14 protein-coding genes are annotated in these 18,232 nt (G+C 37.9%); 7 read left to right on the forward strand and 7 right to left on the reverse strand.

Annotated features, from left to right (window positions below; translation table 11 throughout):
* Positions 1–148 precede the first annotated feature (148 nt).
* The 6 genes from INR75_RS07895 (at position 149) to INR75_RS07920 (ending at position 11,147) form a co-directional block, all read left to right on the forward strand.
* A complete protein-coding gene (locus tag INR75_RS07895; protein WP_255584670.1) occupies positions 149–3,187 on the forward strand; it encodes a TonB-dependent receptor in 3,039 nt (1,012 codons plus the stop codon).
* 10 nt (positions 3,188–3,197) lie between these two features.
* Positions 3,198–4,694, forward strand: coding sequence for a RagB/SusD family nutrient uptake outer membrane protein (locus INR75_RS07900; protein ID WP_223091877.1), 1,497 nt, complete (start codon positions 3,198–3,200; stop codon positions 4,692–4,694).
* A 10-nt stretch (positions 4,695–4,704) separates the two neighbouring features.
* Positions 4,705–6,333 (forward strand): hypothetical protein, encoded by a 1,629-nt coding sequence (locus INR75_RS07905; RefSeq protein WP_223091451.1) that lies wholly within the window; start codon positions 4,705–4,707, stop codon positions 6,331–6,333.
* 14 nt (positions 6,334–6,347) lie between these two features.
* Entirely contained in the window at positions 6,348–7,997 is a 1,650-nt protein-coding gene (locus INR75_RS07910; RefSeq protein WP_223091452.1) for a family 16 glycosylhydrolase, read from the forward strand.
* A gap of 95 nt (positions 7,998–8,092) precedes the next feature.
* Complete coding sequence (gene bglX / locus INR75_RS07915) at positions 8,093–10,381, forward strand: beta-glucosidase BglX (RefSeq protein WP_223091453.1); 2,289 nt, start codon at positions 8,093–8,095, stop codon at positions 10,379–10,381.
* Position 10,382: 1 nt separating this feature from the next.
* The gene (locus tag INR75_RS07920; RefSeq protein WP_223091454.1) at positions 10,383–11,147 is read left to right on the forward strand and encodes a family 16 glycosylhydrolase; all 765 of its coding nucleotides are present in this window, start codon (positions 10,383–10,385) and stop codon (positions 11,145–11,147) included.
* Between the two features lie 89 nt (positions 11,148–11,236).
* Here the strand turns inward: INR75_RS07920 and INR75_RS07925 are convergent, their stop codons facing one another.
* The 4 genes from INR75_RS07925 to INR75_RS07940 all read right to left on the reverse strand — a co-directional run bounded on the left by INR75_RS07925 (position 11,237) and on the right by INR75_RS07940 (position 13,452).
* Positions 11,237–11,389 (reverse strand): hypothetical protein, encoded by a 153-nt coding sequence (locus INR75_RS07925; protein WP_175486986.1) that lies wholly within the window; start codon positions 11,387–11,389, stop codon positions 11,237–11,239.
* Positions 11,390–11,420: 31 nt separating this feature from the next.
* A complete protein-coding gene (locus INR75_RS07930) occupies positions 11,421–11,774 on the reverse strand; it encodes a hypothetical protein (RefSeq protein ID WP_223091455.1) in 354 nt (117 codons plus the stop codon).
* A 126-nt stretch (positions 11,775–11,900) separates the two neighbouring features.
* Positions 11,901–12,113, reverse strand: a complete 213-nt coding sequence (locus tag INR75_RS07935; RefSeq protein ID WP_223091456.1) for a hypothetical protein — start codon at positions 12,111–12,113, stop codon at positions 11,901–11,903.
* Between the two features lie 103 nt (positions 12,114–12,216).
* Positions 12,217–13,452, reverse strand: coding sequence for a 3-deoxy-D-manno-octulosonic acid transferase (locus INR75_RS07940; protein ID WP_223091457.1), 1,236 nt, complete (start codon positions 13,450–13,452; stop codon positions 12,217–12,219).
* Between the two features lie 95 nt (positions 13,453–13,547).
* Here INR75_RS07940 and INR75_RS07945 point away from each other — a divergent pair, with 95 nt between their 5' ends.
* Positions 13,548–14,681 carry a DegT/DnrJ/EryC1/StrS aminotransferase family protein gene (locus tag INR75_RS07945; RefSeq protein ID WP_223091458.1) on the forward strand — a complete coding sequence of 378 codons (1,134 nt, stop codon included), beginning with the start codon at positions 13,548–13,550 and terminating at the stop codon, positions 14,679–14,681.
* Between the two features lie 180 nt (positions 14,682–14,861).
* Here the strand turns inward: INR75_RS07945 and INR75_RS07950 are convergent, their stop codons facing one another.
* The 3 genes from INR75_RS07950 to INR75_RS07960 all read right to left on the reverse strand — a co-directional run bounded on the left by INR75_RS07950 (position 14,862) and on the right by INR75_RS07960 (position 18,231).
* Positions 14,862–15,620: a hypothetical protein gene (locus INR75_RS07950; RefSeq protein ID WP_223091459.1), complete on the reverse strand. Its 759-nt coding sequence runs from the start codon at positions 15,618–15,620 to the stop codon at positions 14,862–14,864.
* Positions 15,621–15,694: 74 nt separating this feature from the next.
* The gene (locus INR75_RS07955) at positions 15,695–16,564 is read right to left on the reverse strand and encodes a hypothetical protein (protein ID WP_223091460.1); all 870 of its coding nucleotides are present in this window, start codon (positions 16,562–16,564) and stop codon (positions 15,695–15,697) included.
* An 11-nt stretch (positions 16,565–16,575) separates the two neighbouring features.
* Positions 16,576–18,231 carry a SusD/RagB family nutrient-binding outer membrane lipoprotein gene (locus tag INR75_RS07960; RefSeq protein WP_223091461.1) on the reverse strand — a complete coding sequence of 552 codons (1,656 nt, stop codon included), beginning with the start codon at positions 18,229–18,231 and terminating at the stop codon, positions 16,576–16,578.
* Position 18,232: the final 1 nt, after the last annotated feature.

The following is an 18,232-nucleotide window of genomic DNA, read 5'->3' on the forward strand; positions in this document are numbered from 1 at the left end:
ATTGTAATTACTATTTATACAGGTGTTTATTGATGATTCTTCAATTTTAACACTATAATTTTAAAATGTATACTTTTTGTAAGGGTTAGAAATTCGTTTTAAGCTTTCATTAAATACTAATTTGCGTACCAAACAAAACAATCAACAAATGAATAGAGTACTGTTACTTATTTTATTTTGTATGCTTTCATTTGGCATACACGCTCAAACGTTTTCGGTTTCAGGTACAGTTTCAGAAGATGAAACACAAATGCCATTACCCGGTGTTAACGTCGTAGTGAAAGGAACTACCAATGGAGTAATTACAGATTTTGATGGTAATTATTCTATAGAGAATGTTTCTACAGGAGATGTGCTTGTATTTTCTTTTATTGGATATACAAGTAAGGAAGTTACCATTACCAATCAGGAATCTATTGATGTGATTCTGGCGGTCGATTCTCAGGCGCTAGATGAAGTATTGGTTATTGGATATGGAGAACAAAGAAAAAGAGATATTACGGGAGCAGTTTCTAATGTAGGAGCTGAAACCATTTCTAAATTGGAACCTGTAAATGCGGCTCAGGCTTTACAAGGTACAACTTCAGGAGTAAACGTTACGCCAACGGGAGGTTCTCCAGGAGCAGAATCGAACATCAGGATTCGTGGAATTTCAACAAACGGGCAGAACAAACCACTAGTTATTCTGGATGGTTTTCAATATGAAGGAGGATTAAATAGTATAAACCCTCAGGATATCGAAAATATCACCGTATTAAAAGATGCTCAGGCTGCTATTTACGGTACCATAGGTGCGAATGGTGTTATCTTAGTGACTACAAAATCTGGTAAGAAAAATCAGAAAGCAAAGGTTTCTTACGAGGGTTATACAGGTATCCAGGAAACTACCAGAAAATTACCCGTTTTAAATGCTACAGAATATGCACTTATCTTAAACGAAAGCTATGCTAATGCAGGGCAATCTTTACCATTCCCTAATGTAAATGGTCTTGGTGCTGGTACAGACTGGCAGGATGAAGTTTTCCAGGAAGCGATGGTGACAAGCCATAACCTTTCTATAGTTGGTGGGGAAGAGAAGATCACTTATTCTATTGGTGCTTCAAATTTAAAGCAGGAAGGTATTATTTCTCCTGAAAAATCACAATTTGAGCGTAGTACGGCTAAGGTAACTTTAAATGCAGATCTTACCGATAAGCTTAATGTTCAGACAAAATTATTTTACAATAGTACAGAAAGTAGTACGGTAAACAGCTTTAGTTTAGGATCTGTTCTTTTTAATGCAGCGAATATTGCGCCGACTATAGATCCTTCCGTTAGTAATTTAGATGGACAAATAAATCTTGGAAACGAGGTGGTAAACCCCTTAACACAATTAGATAATACTTACAATAAGTATATTACCAATCGTTTAAGTGGTACCGTACAGGCTAGTTTAGATTATGCTACGAATCTAAATCTGCAGGCTCGTTTAGGTTTTAATACCAGTAATACCAAGAATAGAGATTTTACGCCTCAGTTTAATTATGGTACAGGTAAAATCTATACTAATGCGAATAGCTCTGTTACTCTAGGGAAGATAAACGATAACGATTATACGTTCGACCTTTTTAATACTTACGAAAATACATTTGGAGACGACCATGATGTGACTTTCCTTTTGGGTATGACGGCTTACGAAACCAATGGTGAAGGTCTTTATGGATCAAGAACCGGAGTGCAGGCCAATAGCTGGGAGTTTGCAGATCTTAGTAGTGCAAATGGTACTGGGGAAGAGCAAACAAACTCATCTTATTCTTATAAACTAAGAAGGCTGTCTTATTTTGGGCGTATTCAGTATGCATTTCAAGATAAATATTTGTTATCTGCAATGTTACGTCGTGATAGTTCAACCAAGTTTGGACCAAATAATCGTGTAGCTTATTTTCCATCTGCAACTGCGGGTTGGGTAATATCAGAAGAAAACTTCTTTAACGAAGATGGATTCCTTAATTTCTTAAAACTACGTGGTAGTTACGGGGTGTTAGGAAACGATCAAATTCCAGATTTTGGATATTTAGCTTTGCTAAATGGTGAAGCAACTTATGTGCTTGGCCAAGAGCAATTATTAGTAAATGGTCGTGCCTTAGGACAATTAGCAAACCCAAATTTACAATGGGAAGAGGCGAAGAAATTTGATGTTGGTTTAGATGCTAACTTCTTAGACAGAAAATTCGAATTTACAGTAGATTACTTTATCAATAATCGTGATAATTTATTGATCTCTAATATTCCGGTTTCAGGAATTTATGGAGTTGGAGCTCCTGCTTCGGGTAGTCCAACCATCAATGCAGGTTCTGTTAGAAACGCAGGTTGGGAATTTGCTTTAAGTTATAATAACAAGTTTAACGACGACTTTTCTTTAAATGCTTCATTCAACCTAAGTACCCTAGAGAATGAAGTTACTCAGGTAAACGGAACCAATTTTATTGAAGACGGAAACTTTGGTGTTGGTCAGCCTTTAATCTCAAGAATGGAAGAAGGTAAACCAATTGGTTATTTCTATGGATATCAAACCGATGGGATCTTCCAAAACCAGGCTGAAGTAGATGCACATCCTTCACAATTAGCTTTAGGTGCAGAGGCAATGCCTGGAGATATTAGATATCGTGATCTAAATGGAGACGGAGTGATAGATAATAACGACCGTACAGACCTAGGTAATCCAATTCCAGAGGTAACCTTAGGTTTTAATTTTGGCTTCAACTTTAAGAATTTTGATTTCGCAACCTATATGTTCTCTAACCTTGGGAATGATATTGTGCGTAACTATGAAAGAGATCAGCCTAACGTAAATAAAATGAGCTATGTGTTAGATCGTTGGACGGGTGCTGGTACAAGCAACACAGTTCCAAGAGTATCCACAGCAGCGACAGCAAACAAAGTATTCTCAGATTTTTATATCGAAGATGGTTCTTTCGCAAGAATTCAAACCGTGAGTCTTGGATATACGATTCCGTCTGAATTTACTCAGAAGGTTTCTATCGATAGATTCAGAGTTTACGGTAAAGTAGATAATGTTTACACGTTTACTGAATATTCTGGTTACGATCCTACAGCTTCAACAGGAGCGCCAATTGGTGGAGGGATCGATCTAGGTTTCTATCCATTACCAAGAACGTATATGTTAGGTGTAAATCTTGAATTTTAAAAAAATGATGATGAAGATAAATATCAAAAGAAATATAATTCTGGCAGCAATTGCCGCTTCGCTGGGGATTACTTCCTGCGGAGATGATTTTGTAGAAGTAGATCCACCTTATGGGATTAACTCAGATTCTTACTTCACTACAGAAGATGATTATTATAACGCTTTGATAGGAACTTACGATATTCTACAAAGTACTTATGTTAATGTGATCTTAGGAGAAATAGCATCAGATAATGCTAATGCTGGTGGAGAAAGCGCAACAGATGTAATTGGATGGCAGCAGGTAGATCGTATGCAACATACCCCTGTAAACGATAATCTTGATGACATTTGGGACTGGAATTTTGCAGGTGTTTATCGTGCAAGTTTTGTGTTAGAAAATGCCGATAATATCGATTTTGAAGGTAAATCTCAATTATTAGCCGAGGCTTACTTTTTAAGAGCTTATTTTAATTTTGAATTATTAAAATGGTTTGGGCCAATCCCTATTAAACCAGAAGGGCGTTTTACTTTGGGCGAAGCGCAAACTATTCCAAGAGCTTCCAGAAGTGAAGTTTATGCCCTAATTGAGCAGGATTTGGCATACGCCGAAGAAAATTTAGCTGTAGTTGCTCCTGAAGTTGGTCGAGTTACCAAAGGTGCTGCGCAGGCTTTACTTGGTAAAGTGTATTTATATCAGGATAAATTCTCTGAAGCTGCAACAGAACTTCAAAAAGTGATCAATTCTGGCCAATATCATCTTTATGGTACTCAGGGCAATGAGAACTATGAAAACCTTTTTGAATATTCTGCAGAGAATAGTGCCGAATCTGTTTTCGAAATTCAGTATACAGGTACAGAAGGTGCAGGTTTCGAATGTTTACAATGTAGCGAAGGAAACGTAATGGTTGGATTTAGCGGAATTCGTGGATATTCTGGTCCTGTTTTCGAATCCGGTTACGGTTTCAACCTTCCTACAGAAGAAGCTTATAATTCTTTTCAGGATGGTGATCTAAGACAGAATGTTAGTGTTTTAGATATTGAAGCATGGGCTTCAGAAACTGGTGCTTCTTATAATATAGGAAACCAGGATGAGGTAACTGGTCATACCGGCTATTTCAACCGTAAATATTTACCACGACAAAACGATAATCTTGGGGATGCCAATTTAACGCAACCTAATAATTATAGAGCGATAAGATATGCAGATGTTTTATTAATGGCTGCTGAAGCTTTAAATCGCGGCGGTATAGATGATGCTCAGGCTAGAACATACTTAAATATGGTAAGAGATCGTGCAGGTTTAGATGCAGTAGATCTTACTGGTTCTGCTCTTACCGAGCAAATTTATCAGGATAGAAGATCTGAAATGATTGGAGAGGGACATCGATTCTTTGACCTGGTAAGAACAGGTAGAGCCGAGCAGTTTATCGATGGTTTTACAGCAAATAAGAACGAGGTTTTTCCTATTCCGTTAGAAGAAATACAATTCGCTCAGGGTAACTGGGATCAAAACACTGGTTATTAAAATATAGATTATGAAGAATTATATAAAATCAATTATAGCATGCTTTTCTTTTCTTCTATTATTATCATGTTCAGATGATGATAGTCTGGAAAGCGTAGAAATTGCAATGCCATCAGATATCTCTGCTCAGTTTACTGTAAAGCAGGATAATTCTGGTGAAGTAAGCATATTGCCTTCGGCTACTGGAGCAAATATGTTTAGTGTAGATTTCGGAGATGGTAGCGAAGTTTCAGATTCATTTGCTCCGGGAACTCAGGTAGATCATACGTATGCTGAAGGGCAATACGATGTAACTATCTACGCGATGAACCTTAATGGAGAGGTTGCTGAAGCTTCTCAATCCTTAAATGTTTCGTTCTTAGCTCCAGAAAACCTGGAAGTAACGATCACAACAACTCAAACAAATCCTTACGAGATTACAGTGAGTGCAACTGCAGCTAATGCTTCGGGTTACGAGGTGTATTTTGGTGAGATAGCAGAAGAAACTCCTGTGTTATTGATGCAGGGAGAAACTGCATCTTACGAATATAGTGATGTAGGGACTTATACAGTAAGAGTAGTCGCCTTAAGTGGAGGAGCTGCTACTACAGAGTATACAGAAGAAGTTGTTATCGATGGCGCTAGCGGCGCAGTAACATTCCCTGTAACTTTTGATGATGCAACAGTAGATTATCAATTTGTAACCTTTAATGGCGCAAGTTTCGAAGTAGTTAGTAATCCTCAATTGTCAGGAATTCACAATGTAGAAACTAATGTTGGAGCGATCACTAATTCCGGTAATGCTTACGAGGGAGGATCTTTCAATTTAGGTGAGGCTCTGGATTTCAGTGGAGATAATAAACTAATTACACTTAAATTTTATTCTGAAGTTTCTGTTCCTATTCTTCTAAAATTAGAAGGCGGAGTTAACGGTGAACGTCAAAACGAAGTAGTCGTAACTCACGGTGGTACAGGATGGGAAGAACTTACTTTCGATTTTAATACAGCAACGAAGAGTTACATCGATGGTAGCCAGGGAGTCGGCGAAGCATTTGTTCCAACTGGCCAATACGGTACAATAACTATGTTTGTTGACGGTCCTGGTGAAACAAGCGGTACATTCTATATCGACGATCTTATGCAAACCAATGGAGCAATTTCTGGACCGCAGGCTGCAGCACCGGCTCCTTCATTGGACGCAGCAAATGTAATCTCTTTATTCAGTAATGCATACTCAAATGTAAATGTGAATACCTGGAGAACAGATTGGTCTGTAGCCGAATATGAAGAAGTAAGTATAGAAGCCAATGCTGTTAAAAAATATTCCGCTTTAGATTATGTGGGTATAGAAGCAACTTCACCAATGATCGATGCTTCTGCAATGACGCATTTTCACGTAGATGTATGGTCTTCAGACTTTACTGAATTCCGAGTAAAACTGGTAGATTTTGGATCAGATGCGGCTTATGGTGGCGGCGATGATGTAGAACACGAACTGGCATTTTCAGCTCCGGCGCAAGGCGAATGGGTAAGCATGGATATTGCTTTAAGTGATTTTACCAATCTTGTAACTAAGGGACATATCGCTCAGATCATATTCTCTGGAAATCCTACGGGACAGCATACGGTTTATATCGATAATGTGTATTTCCATAATTAAAAATTAGACGTAAAATGAAGAATTTTAAATATATACTAGGCCTTTTGATCATTCTTGGTAGCTTTTTACAAAGCTGCCAGGATGATGATCACGACTTTGGAGAAGTCGTGGCGCCCTCAAATCTTTCTTTAGAAGCAACTATTGTTAATGCAGATGCTGATAATCCTTATGGAGACGGTAGTGGGCAGGTGCAGTTTGTGGCTTCAGCAGAGAATGCGATAAACTACAAATTCGCTTTTGGAGATAATACTTCAACTAATGTTTCAGATGGTAATGTAATGCATTCGTTTACTTCAACAGGGGTAAATGAGTACGTGGTGACCGTGATTGCTACAGGTACAGGTGGTACGGCATCTTCAATGACAACTACAGTAACTGTGTTTAGCGAATTTGATGATCCAGAAACCAAATCTTTATTAACAGGGGACGATACTAAAACATGGTATGTAGCAGCTGCACTACCAGCTCATTTAGGAGTTGGGCCGGTGGAAACGGTAACACCAGATTATTATGCTGCTGCACCGTTCGAGAAAACAGGAAATCCTTGTTTCTATGACGATATGATCACTTTTAGTTTAGATGCTAATAATAATATCGTATTCGATCATAATAACAACGATGCTACATTCTTTAACGTAGATTTCTTAAGCGTTGGTGGTGGCGGAGGTTCAGAAGATCAATGTCTTCCATTTGATACTTCTGGCAATAAATTCGTAAATCTGGCTTCAGCGCAATCGGGCTTAGGAGAAGGTGTTTCTACCGGTACGCAAATGATGATCTCAGATGGTGGCTTTATGTCTTATTACATAGGTACAAGTACTTACGAGATCTTAGAGATCACAGATGATTATTTACATGTACGCGGAATTCCTGGTTCTAATCCTGCGTTAGCGTGGTACATAAAATTCACTACAGATCCTGAAGGTGGTGCTGGCGGAGGAAACCAATCTGCTGAAGGAAGTGAGTTAGAAACTGAATTCGAAAACCTTGTTTGGGAAGAAGAATTTGAGGGTGCTTCTTTAGATGCCGATAGCTGGAATATCGAAACCGGTAATGGTGATAATGGTTGGGGAAATAACGAAAGCCAGTATTACACAGCAGATAATGCAGTAGTAAGCGACGGTACTTTAAAGATCAATGCGATTGCCGAAAATACAAATGGATTCGATTATTCTTCAGCAAGAATAACAACGATGGATAAACAGGAGTTTGAATATGGTAGAGTAGAGGTGCGAGCTAAGCTTCCTTCTGCTGCCGGAACCTGGCCTGCGATCTGGATGCTAGGATCTAATTTTGCTGAAGTTGGTTGGCCAAATAGTGGTGAGATCGATATTATGGAACATGTAGGTAACGATCTTGGTGAGGTTCTAGGAACACTTCATATGCCAGGAAACTCTGGTGGCGAAGGAATTTCTAAAGGAACTGAAGTTGAAAATGTGGAATCTGAATTCCATATCTATACTCTAGAGTGGACTGCAGATCATATTCTTTTTGCTGTAGATAACGTAGTGTTTCATGAGTATGAAAACAATACAAGCACACCATTCAATCAGCCATTTTTCTTAATTCTGAATGTGGCGATGGGTGGTAATTTAGGAGGAGCAATAGATCCTGACTTTACTCAGGATACTATGGAAGTAGATTATGTAAAAGTTTTTCAATAAAGAAAATACATAATTTCAGGTTAGATTTTTAATGAAATAGGGGTTGCCTGGAGGTTAAGCTGTTCTTCCTCGTAACCCTTATTTAATTTTTGGATATGAAAAAAAGACTAGCAATAATAGGAGTATTTCTGTCACTAGGTTTACTGGCATTCTCCACCTATAAAAAGCCTGTGGTAAAATCTACAGATCCAGCCGATATAGAACAAAAAGTAGATTCGGTTTTGGCTTTAATGACGCTCGAAGAAAAGATCGGGCAGATGGTACAATATAACGGAAGCTGGGATGTAACTGGTCCCGCTACCGGAACAGATAACGAAAAGAAACTCGAGAATCTTAAAAATGGTCTTGTAGGTTCTATGCTTAATGTAACTTCTGTAGAACACACTCGTGAAGCACAAAAGATCGTTATGGAAAATAGCCGACTTAAAATTCCGTTGATTTTTGGTTACGATGTAATCCATGGGTACCAAACTATGTTTCCTGTGCCGCTTGGAGAAAGTGCGAGTTGGGATCTAGAATTGATGGAAAAAACGGCAAGAGTGGCGGGTAGAGAAACTGCAGCTGCCGGAGTTCACTGGACGTTTGCGCCAATGATGGATATTTCTCGCGATGCCCGTTGGGGTAGAATTATGGAAGGTGCGGGTGAAGATCCTTTTCTTAATTCGAAAATTGCTGTGGCGAGAATTAAAGGATTTCAGGGAGAAGATCTCTCAGATGCTAAAACTATCGCAGCCTGTGCTAAGCACTTTGCAGGTTATGGTTTTGCTGAAGCTGGTAGAGATTATAATACTGTAAACGTTGGAATTTACGAGTTAAATAACACGATCTTGCCACCGTTTAAAGCAGCTGCAGATGCAGGTGTAGCTACTTTCATGAACTCATTTAACGAAATAGACGGAGTGCCGGCAACCGCAAGTACTTATTTACAAAGAGATTTACTGAAAGGTGATTGGGACTGGGACGGATTTGTAGTTTCAGATTGGGGCTCTATAACCGAGCTTATTCCGCATGGCGTTGCAAAGGATAAAAAAGCTGCCGCAAAATTAGTGGTAAAAGCCGGTAGCGACATGGATATGGAAGGTGGCGCATACGAGTCTTCTTTGAAAGAATTGATCGAGGAGGGTAAAGTTGATGAAAAGTTGATTGACGATGCAGTAAAACGAATTCTTCGAGTAAAGTTTAGATTGGGGCTTTTTGATGATCCTTATAAATATTGTGATGAAGCCTTCGAGAAATCTGAATTATATTCTGAAGCTAATCAACAAGTCGCTTTAGAAGCCGGGAAAAAATCGATCATTCTTTTAAAAAATGAGAACGATATTTTACCAATTTCAAATTCGATAAAAAACATCGCTGTTATTGGGCCATTGGCAAACGATAAAGATTCGCCGCTTGGTAACTGGAGGGCACACGCTGTGGAAAATTCGGCTGTTTCTGTTCTAGAAGGAATAAAAAATCATGCGCCAAAAGGAGTAAAAGTGTCTTATGCTGAAGGTGCTAAGCTTTCTACCGGAGATCGTTCGTTCTTAAATCCTATGACCTTTAACGAAGATGATAAAAGTGGTTTTGCTGAAGCTGAAAAATTAGCAAAAGCATCAGATTTGGTGGTTTTGGTTGTTGGTGAAGATGCTTTTCAAACAGGAGAAGGGCGTAGCCAGGCAAATATTGGATTTGCCGGAGTTCAGGACGATCTTATTAAAACCATTCAAAAAGCGAATAAAAATGTAGTGATGGTTTTAATGAATGGTCGCCCGATGGATCTTAATTGGAGTGCTAAAAATATTCCTGCTATTGTAGAATCTTGGTTTTTAGGTTCACAACATGGTAATGCGGTAGGCGAAGTTTTATTCGGTAAATACAATCCTTCAGGGAAATTACCGGTTTCTTTTCCGCAGAATTCAGGAATGGAACCTTTGTATTATAACCAAAAAAGCACCGGTAGACCAGATGGTGGCGCCCAGGTAACTTATTCGCATTACACCGATTCGCCAAGAGAAGCTTTATTTCCTTTTGGGTTCGGACTTAGTTATACAACTTTTGAATACGGAGACATCAAATTGAGCGCTAATTCATTTTCTGAAAATGGAGAAATAGAAGCTACAATTTCATTAAAAAATACAGGGGAAATGGCCGGTGAAGAAACTGTTCAGTTGTATGTGCATGATCTGGTAGGAAGCATTACAAGACCAAATCTTGAATTAAAAGCTTTTAAAAAAGTTTCTTTAGAACCAGGTGAAAGCAAAACCGTGAAGTTTACTATCGATAAAGAAATGATCACCTATTTTACGGCTAATAAAAAATGGGAAGCTGAAGCCGGGGATTTTGAAGTGATGATTGGTGGAAATTCTGTAGATCTTAAAAAAGCTAATTTTGAATTTAAATAATATGAAGACAAGATTAGCGATTTTAGGACTGGTTTTTCTGAGTTTGCAAAGTTGCGATGCTCAGGAAAAAGAATTGATCTGGGAAGAAAATTTTGATGGAGATAGCTTAAATATGGATTATTGGAGCTATGAGAATGGTGATGGCTGCCCTGATATTTGTGGTTGGGGAAATAACGAACGCCAGGTTTATCGTCCGGAAAATCTTGAAATTAAAGACGGGATGGCGATAATTACTGCTGAAAAAGAAGGTGACGATTATTTCAGTTCTCGAATAAATACCAAGGAAAAGTTCGAATTTCAATACGGAACTATTGAAACCCGAGCTAAAGTTCCTGGTGGACACGGAATTTGGCCGGCGATCTGGATGCTGGGTGATAATATTGGCGAAGTGGGCTGGCCTGCTTCCGGAGAAATAGATATTATGGAATATGTAGGCCGAATGAAAGATACACTACATACCACATTACACACACCTGCAACACACGGCGATCATGCAAGCACTAAAGTGACGAAAATCGATAATGTAGAAGACGATTTTCATGTATATAAAGTAGAATGGTCTAAAGATGAAATTGTTTATTTTATCGACGGAAAAAAAGTATATACTTTTTCACCAGAAGTGAAGGACGACGAGCATTATCCTTTTAGACATAAATTCTATTTTTTACTGAATATGGCAATTGGTGGAAACTTTGGCGGGCCCGACGTAGACGACAGTATTTTTCCTACTAAATTTTATATCGATTATATAAAAGTGTATCAATAATCTGATATGCTTACCAGTATAAAAAAAGCCCTTTCAATTTTGAAAGGGCTTTTTCTTTGGTTAGTAAGTTGATTGTTAGTCTTCGTATCTTAATCTACCGCATCTTCTACGGCATCACCTGCATCGTCTGCAGCTTCTTCTACGCTATCTGCAGCTTTTTCTACACCAGATTTTTCCTCTCGGCAAGAAGTAAGTACGATAGTTGTTACAAGTGCGGCAAAAATAATTAAGGCTCTTTTCATAATATTAAGTTTTGGTTGGTTTTTAAAATTCTTAGTAATCGTCTGATCCGTCAATTTCGTCTTCAACTTCATCAGCAGCATTTTCAGTTTCATCTGCAGCGGTGTTAACAGCATTTCCAGCTTCATCTACCGCAGTATTTACAGCATCGCCAGTTTCATTAGCAGCATTTTCAACAGCATCTCCAACATCCTGACCAGCTTCTTTAACATCATTGATTACCCCATTGTCGTCATCATTGTAATCGTCCATTTCATCTTCCTGATCTTCAATCATACCGTCGTTTAATTCGGTATCATCAGTATTATCTTCAGCTGTTTCTCTACACGAAGTCATTGTGAAAGAAATAGTTAAGAAAGAAGCTAGTATTAAAAAATATCGTTTCATAGTCTTTGATTTATTAGTTTAGAATAAATGTATAATCTAATTGAACAGGCTTGCTAAAAATTCTTGTAAAATTTTACTAAGACTGTTTTAAAACTCGGTACAACTAAGGGTTTTTGTTAAATCTCCTTAATTATCGTCACCAATTTTATCGATTTCTTCGTCGATTTCTTCGTTTACTTTCTTGTCTACCTTTTTAGCGGTACGTTCCAAAACTCCTTCGTTTTCGGTTTTTTCGACTTCAACTTCTTTTACAACGGTTTTTTGAGGTTCTTCACGGCAAGAGAACAAAGTTGTTGCCGTTATTGCCATAAATCCACCTAATAAAATTAATCGTTTCATGATTTTTAAATATTGTTGAACAGGTCGAAATTACGACGAATAAATTTTTATCGATATTTTTTAAATGAATTTTAATAGAAAGTCTTAAAATACACTCAAAAAATTAATGCTTTTGGTCTAAATAGGTGATGACAGTGCGAGTTGCACCTGTGTTACTGTTTATAAAATGACCGCTAATCATCCCCGTTTTAGATCTAAATTTTTTGTCTTCTACCAGTTTGGTCATTATCTGGGATAATTCTTCTGCGGAAGCAACCGAAAATAATCCAGCAAGTTGCTGAAGTTGTTTTGCTTCAGGGAATTTCTCGAAGTTCTTCCCAATAACAATAGGAACACCAAAAGTTGCAGGTTCTAAAATGTTGTGAAGTCCGCTAGTGCCTGCTGCACCGCCAACATAAGCAATGTCTGCGTAGCTATAAACTTTGGTAAGCAATCCAATAGTGTCGATAATTAAAACCTGATATTCGTTAATTTCAGCATCGTTTTTTTCTGAAAATAAGATCGTTTTTTTAGCAATTTGAGCTTTTAGTTTTTCGATCTTTTCAGACTTTATTTCATGCGGAGCGATAATGAATTTTATATCTTCTGAAGATTTATTGATAAAATCCAGTAAAAGCGCATCATCTTCTGGCCAGGTGCTTCCGGCAACGATGCAGGTTTTATTTTCTTTAAATTTTGCTACAAATTCAAGCCGATTATCATATTCTAATTGCCTTGCAACACGATCGAAACGAGTATCACCACTTACCGTGGTATTTTCAATATTAATGGTTTTTAAAAGCTGTTTTGAAGACTCATTCTGAAGAAAAATATGTTCAAAAACCTGAAGTGCCTGTCTAAATAAACTTCCGTAGGACTTAAAATAGATCTGGTCTTTTCTAAATGCACCAGAAATTAGAAATGTGCGAATGTTGTGCTTTTTTAATTCTTTTAAAAAGTTAGGCCAAATGTCATATTTGATAAAAAAGGCAAGCTTTGGTTTTACTGTCGATACAAAGCGTTTCGCATTTTTAGGAGTGTCTATTGGTAGATACACGATCGCATCTGCCAAAGGGTGTTTTTTCTTGTTTTCATAGCCAGAAGGCGAATAAAAACTAACCAAAATCTTATAATTTGGATATTGGTCTTTTAAAGCTTCCATAATAGGAACAGCTTGCTCAAATTCCCCCAACGAAGCGGCATGAAACCAAACCCAATCTTCAGAAAAATCTATCTTTTCCAGTTGATCGAATACCTGTTTTCTTCCTTCTACAAAAAGTTGAAGTTTATGATTGAACCTGGCCGGCAAAGGAAGTGCTGCTTTGGTTAAATATGTAAGTAAATTATAAATGCCTCGCAAAACAAAGAATTTGGATTACAAAAGTAGGGGTTTCAATAAAAATGTATGGCAATAGCTGCTATATTTCGTAATTTTGATTCCACAAGAAAAAACAAATGAGAAAGATACAGATGGTTGACCTTAAAGGTCAATATGAAGGAATAAAAGATCAAATTAGTACTTCTTTTGATGAGGTGATAACCTCCACAGCTTTTATAAACGGACCTGAAGTTCAGAATTTTCAAAAGGAATTAGAAGCATATCTTGGTGTAAAACACGTAATCCCTTGTGGGAATGGGACAGATGCTTTGCAAATTGCCATGATGGGGTTAGGTTTAAAACCTGGTGACGAGGTTATTACCGTAGATTTTACTTTCGCTGCTACTGTAGAGGTTATTGCTTTGTTAGGATTAACACCGGTTTTAATTGATGTAGAACCAGAAACTTTTAATATCGATCCTGAAAAAATTAAGTCGGCAATTACGCCAAAAACCAAAGCAATTGTGCCGGTACATTTATTTGGACAATCGGCAAATATGGATGCGATCATGGAAATTGCTGAAGCAAATAATCTTTATGTAATTGAAGATAATGCACAGGCGATTGGCGGAAATTACCACGATAAAAACGGGAAAACTCACAAAACCGGAACTATTGGCCATATTGGAGCCACCTCATTTTTTCCATCTAAAAACTTAGGGTGTTATGGTGATGGAGGAGCAATCTTTACTAATGATGATGAATTGGCGCATACCATTCGTGGCGTTGTAAACCACGGAATGTACGAGCGTTATCACCATGATGTAGTTGGGGTAAACTCTAGATTGGATAGTTTGCAGGCAGCAGTTTTAAGAGCAAAATTACCAAAATTAGATACTTATAATACGGCTCGTAGAAAATCAGCAGATCTTTACGATGCAGCTTTAAAAGGACAGGAAAATATAATTACTCCGGTTCGCATTGGTAAAGACGACACTCATGTTTTTCATCAATATACGCTAAGAATCACTAACGGAAAAAGAGATGCTTTAGTGAAGCATTTTCAGGAAAATGATATTCCGTGTGGAGTGTATTATCCAATTCCGCTTCATAAACAAAAAGCTTATACAGACGAGCGCTACAATGAAGCAGATTTTGAAGTAACCAATCAATTGGTGAAAGAGGTAATTTCTTTACCTATGCATACCGAACTGGATGAAGAGCAGATTGCATTTATTACCAAAACTCTTATCGAGTTTGTGAATGGATAGTTTCTAGGAGACCTGAAAGATTGAAAATATTGAGAAGCCGTGAAATTATTTAGTTTCATGGCTTTTTTATTGGCACCGCCAAAGGATGTACTACCCCGAGGCTTTTCTCGAAATTAAAAATTGATCTCCAACGAAGGCTATTTGGGCTTGCCACAAGGTACTTTACTTTAATATCGATTATTATAAATTGTCGTTTAAATAATCGAAAATCGATTTAATCTCATCATCTTCTTTAAGATTCAAACTGTTTTCCTTGATATAGCCCCTTAATTTTTCCTGAAGTTCAGGTTCTAAAATTTTGACGAATTTTTTATAATTTGAAGGTAGCGGTTGTAAGATTTCTTCTGGCTTTGAAGAATAATAATAAATACTGAAATGTGAAAAACGATTCGGTACTTCTTTTACCATAGAGCTTGTGGCGGCATGACCTTCAGAAAATTTTGCGTTAATCACTTTGTAAGCATTGTAAGTGGCAGAATCATTAATAGCGTACACAAAACCATTTACTGCATTCTCTTTTTTAGGTTTATATTTTCTGAAATAAATTTCTTTGCCATCCTCAAAGATCAACTTGATATTCTTATTTCTAATTAGTGCTTTTGGTTGTTCTTCAGGTAAAATAGTTTGTTTTAATTCAATTTCATCATTTAAAATGTTATGCCGAACGTAGAAGTTCTCCTGTAATTCTCCTTGGTAATATACGGTTGCAATCTTGTAGCTTTCATCTAAATAAGGAGATCCTATGGTTTTAAGATTGGAATTATATGCATTTTTGTTGTCTAACAGATCGTGCATTATGGTATTTAGGATAGGTTGGCTTCCGGTACCACCATCTGTGATCGATTTAAAATTTTCTGGCTTAGGGGGGGTGATCTGTGCATAGTTTGCAGTGAAGATCATCACGAGAAAACAACAAAGACTGAGTTTTAAATTTTTCATCGTAAAGAAATTAGAGAAGAAAAGGCTGCCTGAAATTATTATGGCAGCCTTTAAAGCTAATACAAACTTTTGTATTAATCTGGACAGATGCTCAAAGGAATCTCACCAACCCCAGGACTGGGGCCTTGTTCTGAAGCCAAGTCACCATTTGGTGCGTAGATCTGAAATGTTATTTCGCTATCCCAATCACCTGAATTGAATACGAAGGATAACTCCTCTGTATCTTCTGGTACGGTCACAGAAAATGATCCGGCAGAACCAGAATCTAAAGTGTAATCTTCTGTAACGCCGTCTATGGTAACCGAAATGGAAGCGCCGTTCCAACCATCACCGTAACTATCCTGTAGGTCTACATTGTAGGTTCCAGAAACCGGAGTAAGCGGAGTACAGTTTACCCCAACGTAGTAAATTAATGGAGATCTAAAGAACGAACTGCTCGATACGGTTCCGCCATAATCGGTATTGGTGTACGATCTGCCATCGGTTAAATTTAGAACCATACGATAGATAAAACGATCACCACCACTATAATCACTTTCAGAAAGTCCGGCTGCGCTGGCAGCTTCAGCTAAAGATCTTTCAAAAGAAACAACAGGTAAACCATTATCTCCGGTGGTAAATTCAGATGCTGGTATATTAACTAATAATGTTTCACTTGTACTATTATCCACAGCATCTCCCTGGTTGTCTTCAAAAGAGATGTAAACATCTACAGACTCCAGCAGATCTCCCATTTCCTCGTCCTGTTCTTCTAACATGATCGAAAAAATAGAGGTAGGATCAAAAGCATTGTAAGATGCGCTTATAGTTTCTGTTGTTCTAAGTATTGCCCCATAAACGGTATCCTGAAATACCTTGTCTACGGTATTGTCTTCTTCTGTACAACCAAGCAGCAGCAAGAAGGCAAAAAACGGCATGATATATTTTATATGTTTTTTCATCATAGTTTTTTTATTTAGTTCGACTCAGGAAATGAAGGAGATGCCGGATTAGTGTCCCAAAAAACTGTCGTGGTAACTTCCTGTTTCTGTGATACAGAAGAGTTGTTATTTACAAAGTTTGCAGGATATCTAAACGATCTTATAAAACCTCCTGGGTTTGGCTCTCTATTTGGCTGAAGCGTAGTTGGGTATCCAGTTCTACGATAAAAGTTGTAGTTTAATGTACCGTTTCCAAAAGATGCGATCCAAAATTCTTCAGCCAAAACATTCCATTTCTCTTCTATGCTTGCACTGCTAAATTCTGTTTCTAGCTGAGATAGAAAACTGTCTACCTGCTCTTCTGAAGGAGCGTAGCTTAAATCTGCATCTGGATCTAGCGCTCCAAAAGACTGAACTTTAGCAATAGATTTTTGAGTTCCACTAATTACAAATTCCTGTGCAGCAGTTTCGTCTCCTTCTGCCATAGCCATTTCAGCTCTCATAAAATCTACCCATGAAGCTAACATTAGTGGTGTAATTCCAGCTCCTGCAGCTCCTGCGCCTTGTGAAACTGGTGCAAATCTACTGTCGTCAAACATTCCGCCTGCTGGATAAATTCCGTAAGTAGACCTTAAAAAACCGTCTCCCGGAGTACCATCATTATCTCCATGATCTCTACCCCAATATCCACTGGGTAAACTACAGAATGTGTAGCCACCATCGATATAGTGTTGCGGAGCACTTTCCATAGAACAAGTTAAAGTTTGTTCATTAGGATCTACTTCCTCTCCAGGAACAGCATCGACCTGGCGATAGAAATAATAACGAATTCTTGGGTCACTGTCTTCTAACATGGTTCCCATTAGCCAATTGGATAGATAGCTTCCGGCTCCTGTTGGAGTGTAGTTGCCTGCATATCTTCCGTTTCTTGTATCAGGCTGATTTTCGTTAGTACCATATCTAAATTGAAAATCTTCATCTGTACTACTAATAAAATCTCCAGAAGCAACGATCTGGTTAAAATTACTTAAAGCTGAATCATCTACTAATCTCGTCTGAACATAGATCTTCATTTTTAAAGTATTTGCAAGTTTTATCCAATTCTCATAATCTCCTTCATAAAAAGGATCATAATCTGGTTCTGCGGCTGCCTCCATATTAAAATTAGCTATCGCTTCATCTATTAATGATTCTGCTGCGGCATAAACCGCTGCACCATCATCTACAGCTGGATTAAAGTTTCCTTCGTCGCCCATTAAAGCTTCAGAATAAGGAATGTCTCCAAAATAGTCTACCAGTGTAATCAAAACATTAGCAGAAAGAAGCTGAGCTATTGCGATATGATGAAATTGTTCGTTTTCCTGTGCAATTGGAGTCATGGCTTCTACATCTGCCAGAATCTGGCGATAAGCTAAATCCCATTCATCATCAAAAGCGGTAGGCGAATAAGCATTTAAATAATTACGACTTCCCATGTATTCTATCCTTGTTACCTGCGCGCCGTAATTCCCAAAGTTTTGCATTAGGCTTACATAAGATCTTTCGATTGCGTTTAGATAGAAATCAACGTCGGCTTGCTCTGGTGTTAAAAAATTAGGGTCTTCGGTTAAATCCATGTCGGTCGTTTCACAGGAATAAAAGCAAAGTCCTGCCAAGACGAACAATCCGAATATTTTACGTATACTTTTCATA

Source organism: Zunongwangia sp. SCSIO 43204, assembly GCF_019904275.1.
GTDB classification, from domain to species: domain Bacteria; phylum Bacteroidota; class Bacteroidia; order Flavobacteriales; family Flavobacteriaceae; genus Zunongwangia; species Zunongwangia mangrovi.

Bases quoted from the DNA above. Each gene is read 5' to 3' on its own strand.
- INR75_RS07910 (WP_223091452.1), top strand. From the start codon at position 6,348: ATGAAGAATTTTAAATATATACTAGGCCTTTTGATCATTCTTGGTAGC.
- INR75_RS07895 (WP_255584670.1), top strand. From the start codon at position 149: ATGAATAGAGTACTGTTACTTATTTTATTTTGTATGCTTTCATTTGGC.
- bglX (WP_223091453.1), top strand. From the start codon at position 8,093: ATGAAAAAAAGACTAGCAATAATAGGAGTATTTCTGTCACTAGGTTTA.
- INR75_RS07905 (WP_223091451.1), top strand. From the start codon at position 4,705: ATGAAGAATTATATAAAATCAATTATAGCATGCTTTTCTTTTCTTCTA.
- INR75_RS07955 (WP_223091460.1), bottom strand. From the start codon at position 16,564: ATGATGAAAAAACATATAAAATATATCATGCCGTTTTTTGCCTTCTTG.
- INR75_RS07945 (WP_223091458.1), top strand. From the start codon at position 13,548: ATGAGAAAGATACAGATGGTTGACCTTAAAGGTCAATATGAAGGAATA.
- INR75_RS07920 (WP_223091454.1), top strand. From the start codon at position 10,383: ATGAAGACAAGATTAGCGATTTTAGGACTGGTTTTTCTGAGTTTGCAA.
- INR75_RS07930 (WP_223091455.1), bottom strand. From the start codon at position 11,774: ATGAAACGATATTTTTTAATACTAGCTTCTTTCTTAACTATTTCTTTC.
- INR75_RS07960 (WP_223091461.1), bottom strand. From the start codon at position 18,231: ATGAAAAGTATACGTAAAATATTCGGATTGTTCGTCTTGGCAGGACTT.
- INR75_RS07950 (WP_223091459.1), bottom strand. From the start codon at position 15,620: ATGAAAAATTTAAAACTCAGTCTTTGTTGTTTTCTCGTGATGATCTTC.
- INR75_RS07900 (WP_223091877.1), top strand. From the start codon at position 3,198: ATGAAGATAAATATCAAAAGAAATATAATTCTGGCAGCAATTGCCGCT.
- INR75_RS07925 (WP_175486986.1), bottom strand. From the start codon at position 11,389: ATGAAAAGAGCCTTAATTATTTTTGCCGCACTTGTAACAACTATCGTA.
- INR75_RS07935 (WP_223091456.1), bottom strand. From the start codon at position 12,113: ATGAAACGATTAATTTTATTAGGTGGATTTATGGCAATAACGGCAACA.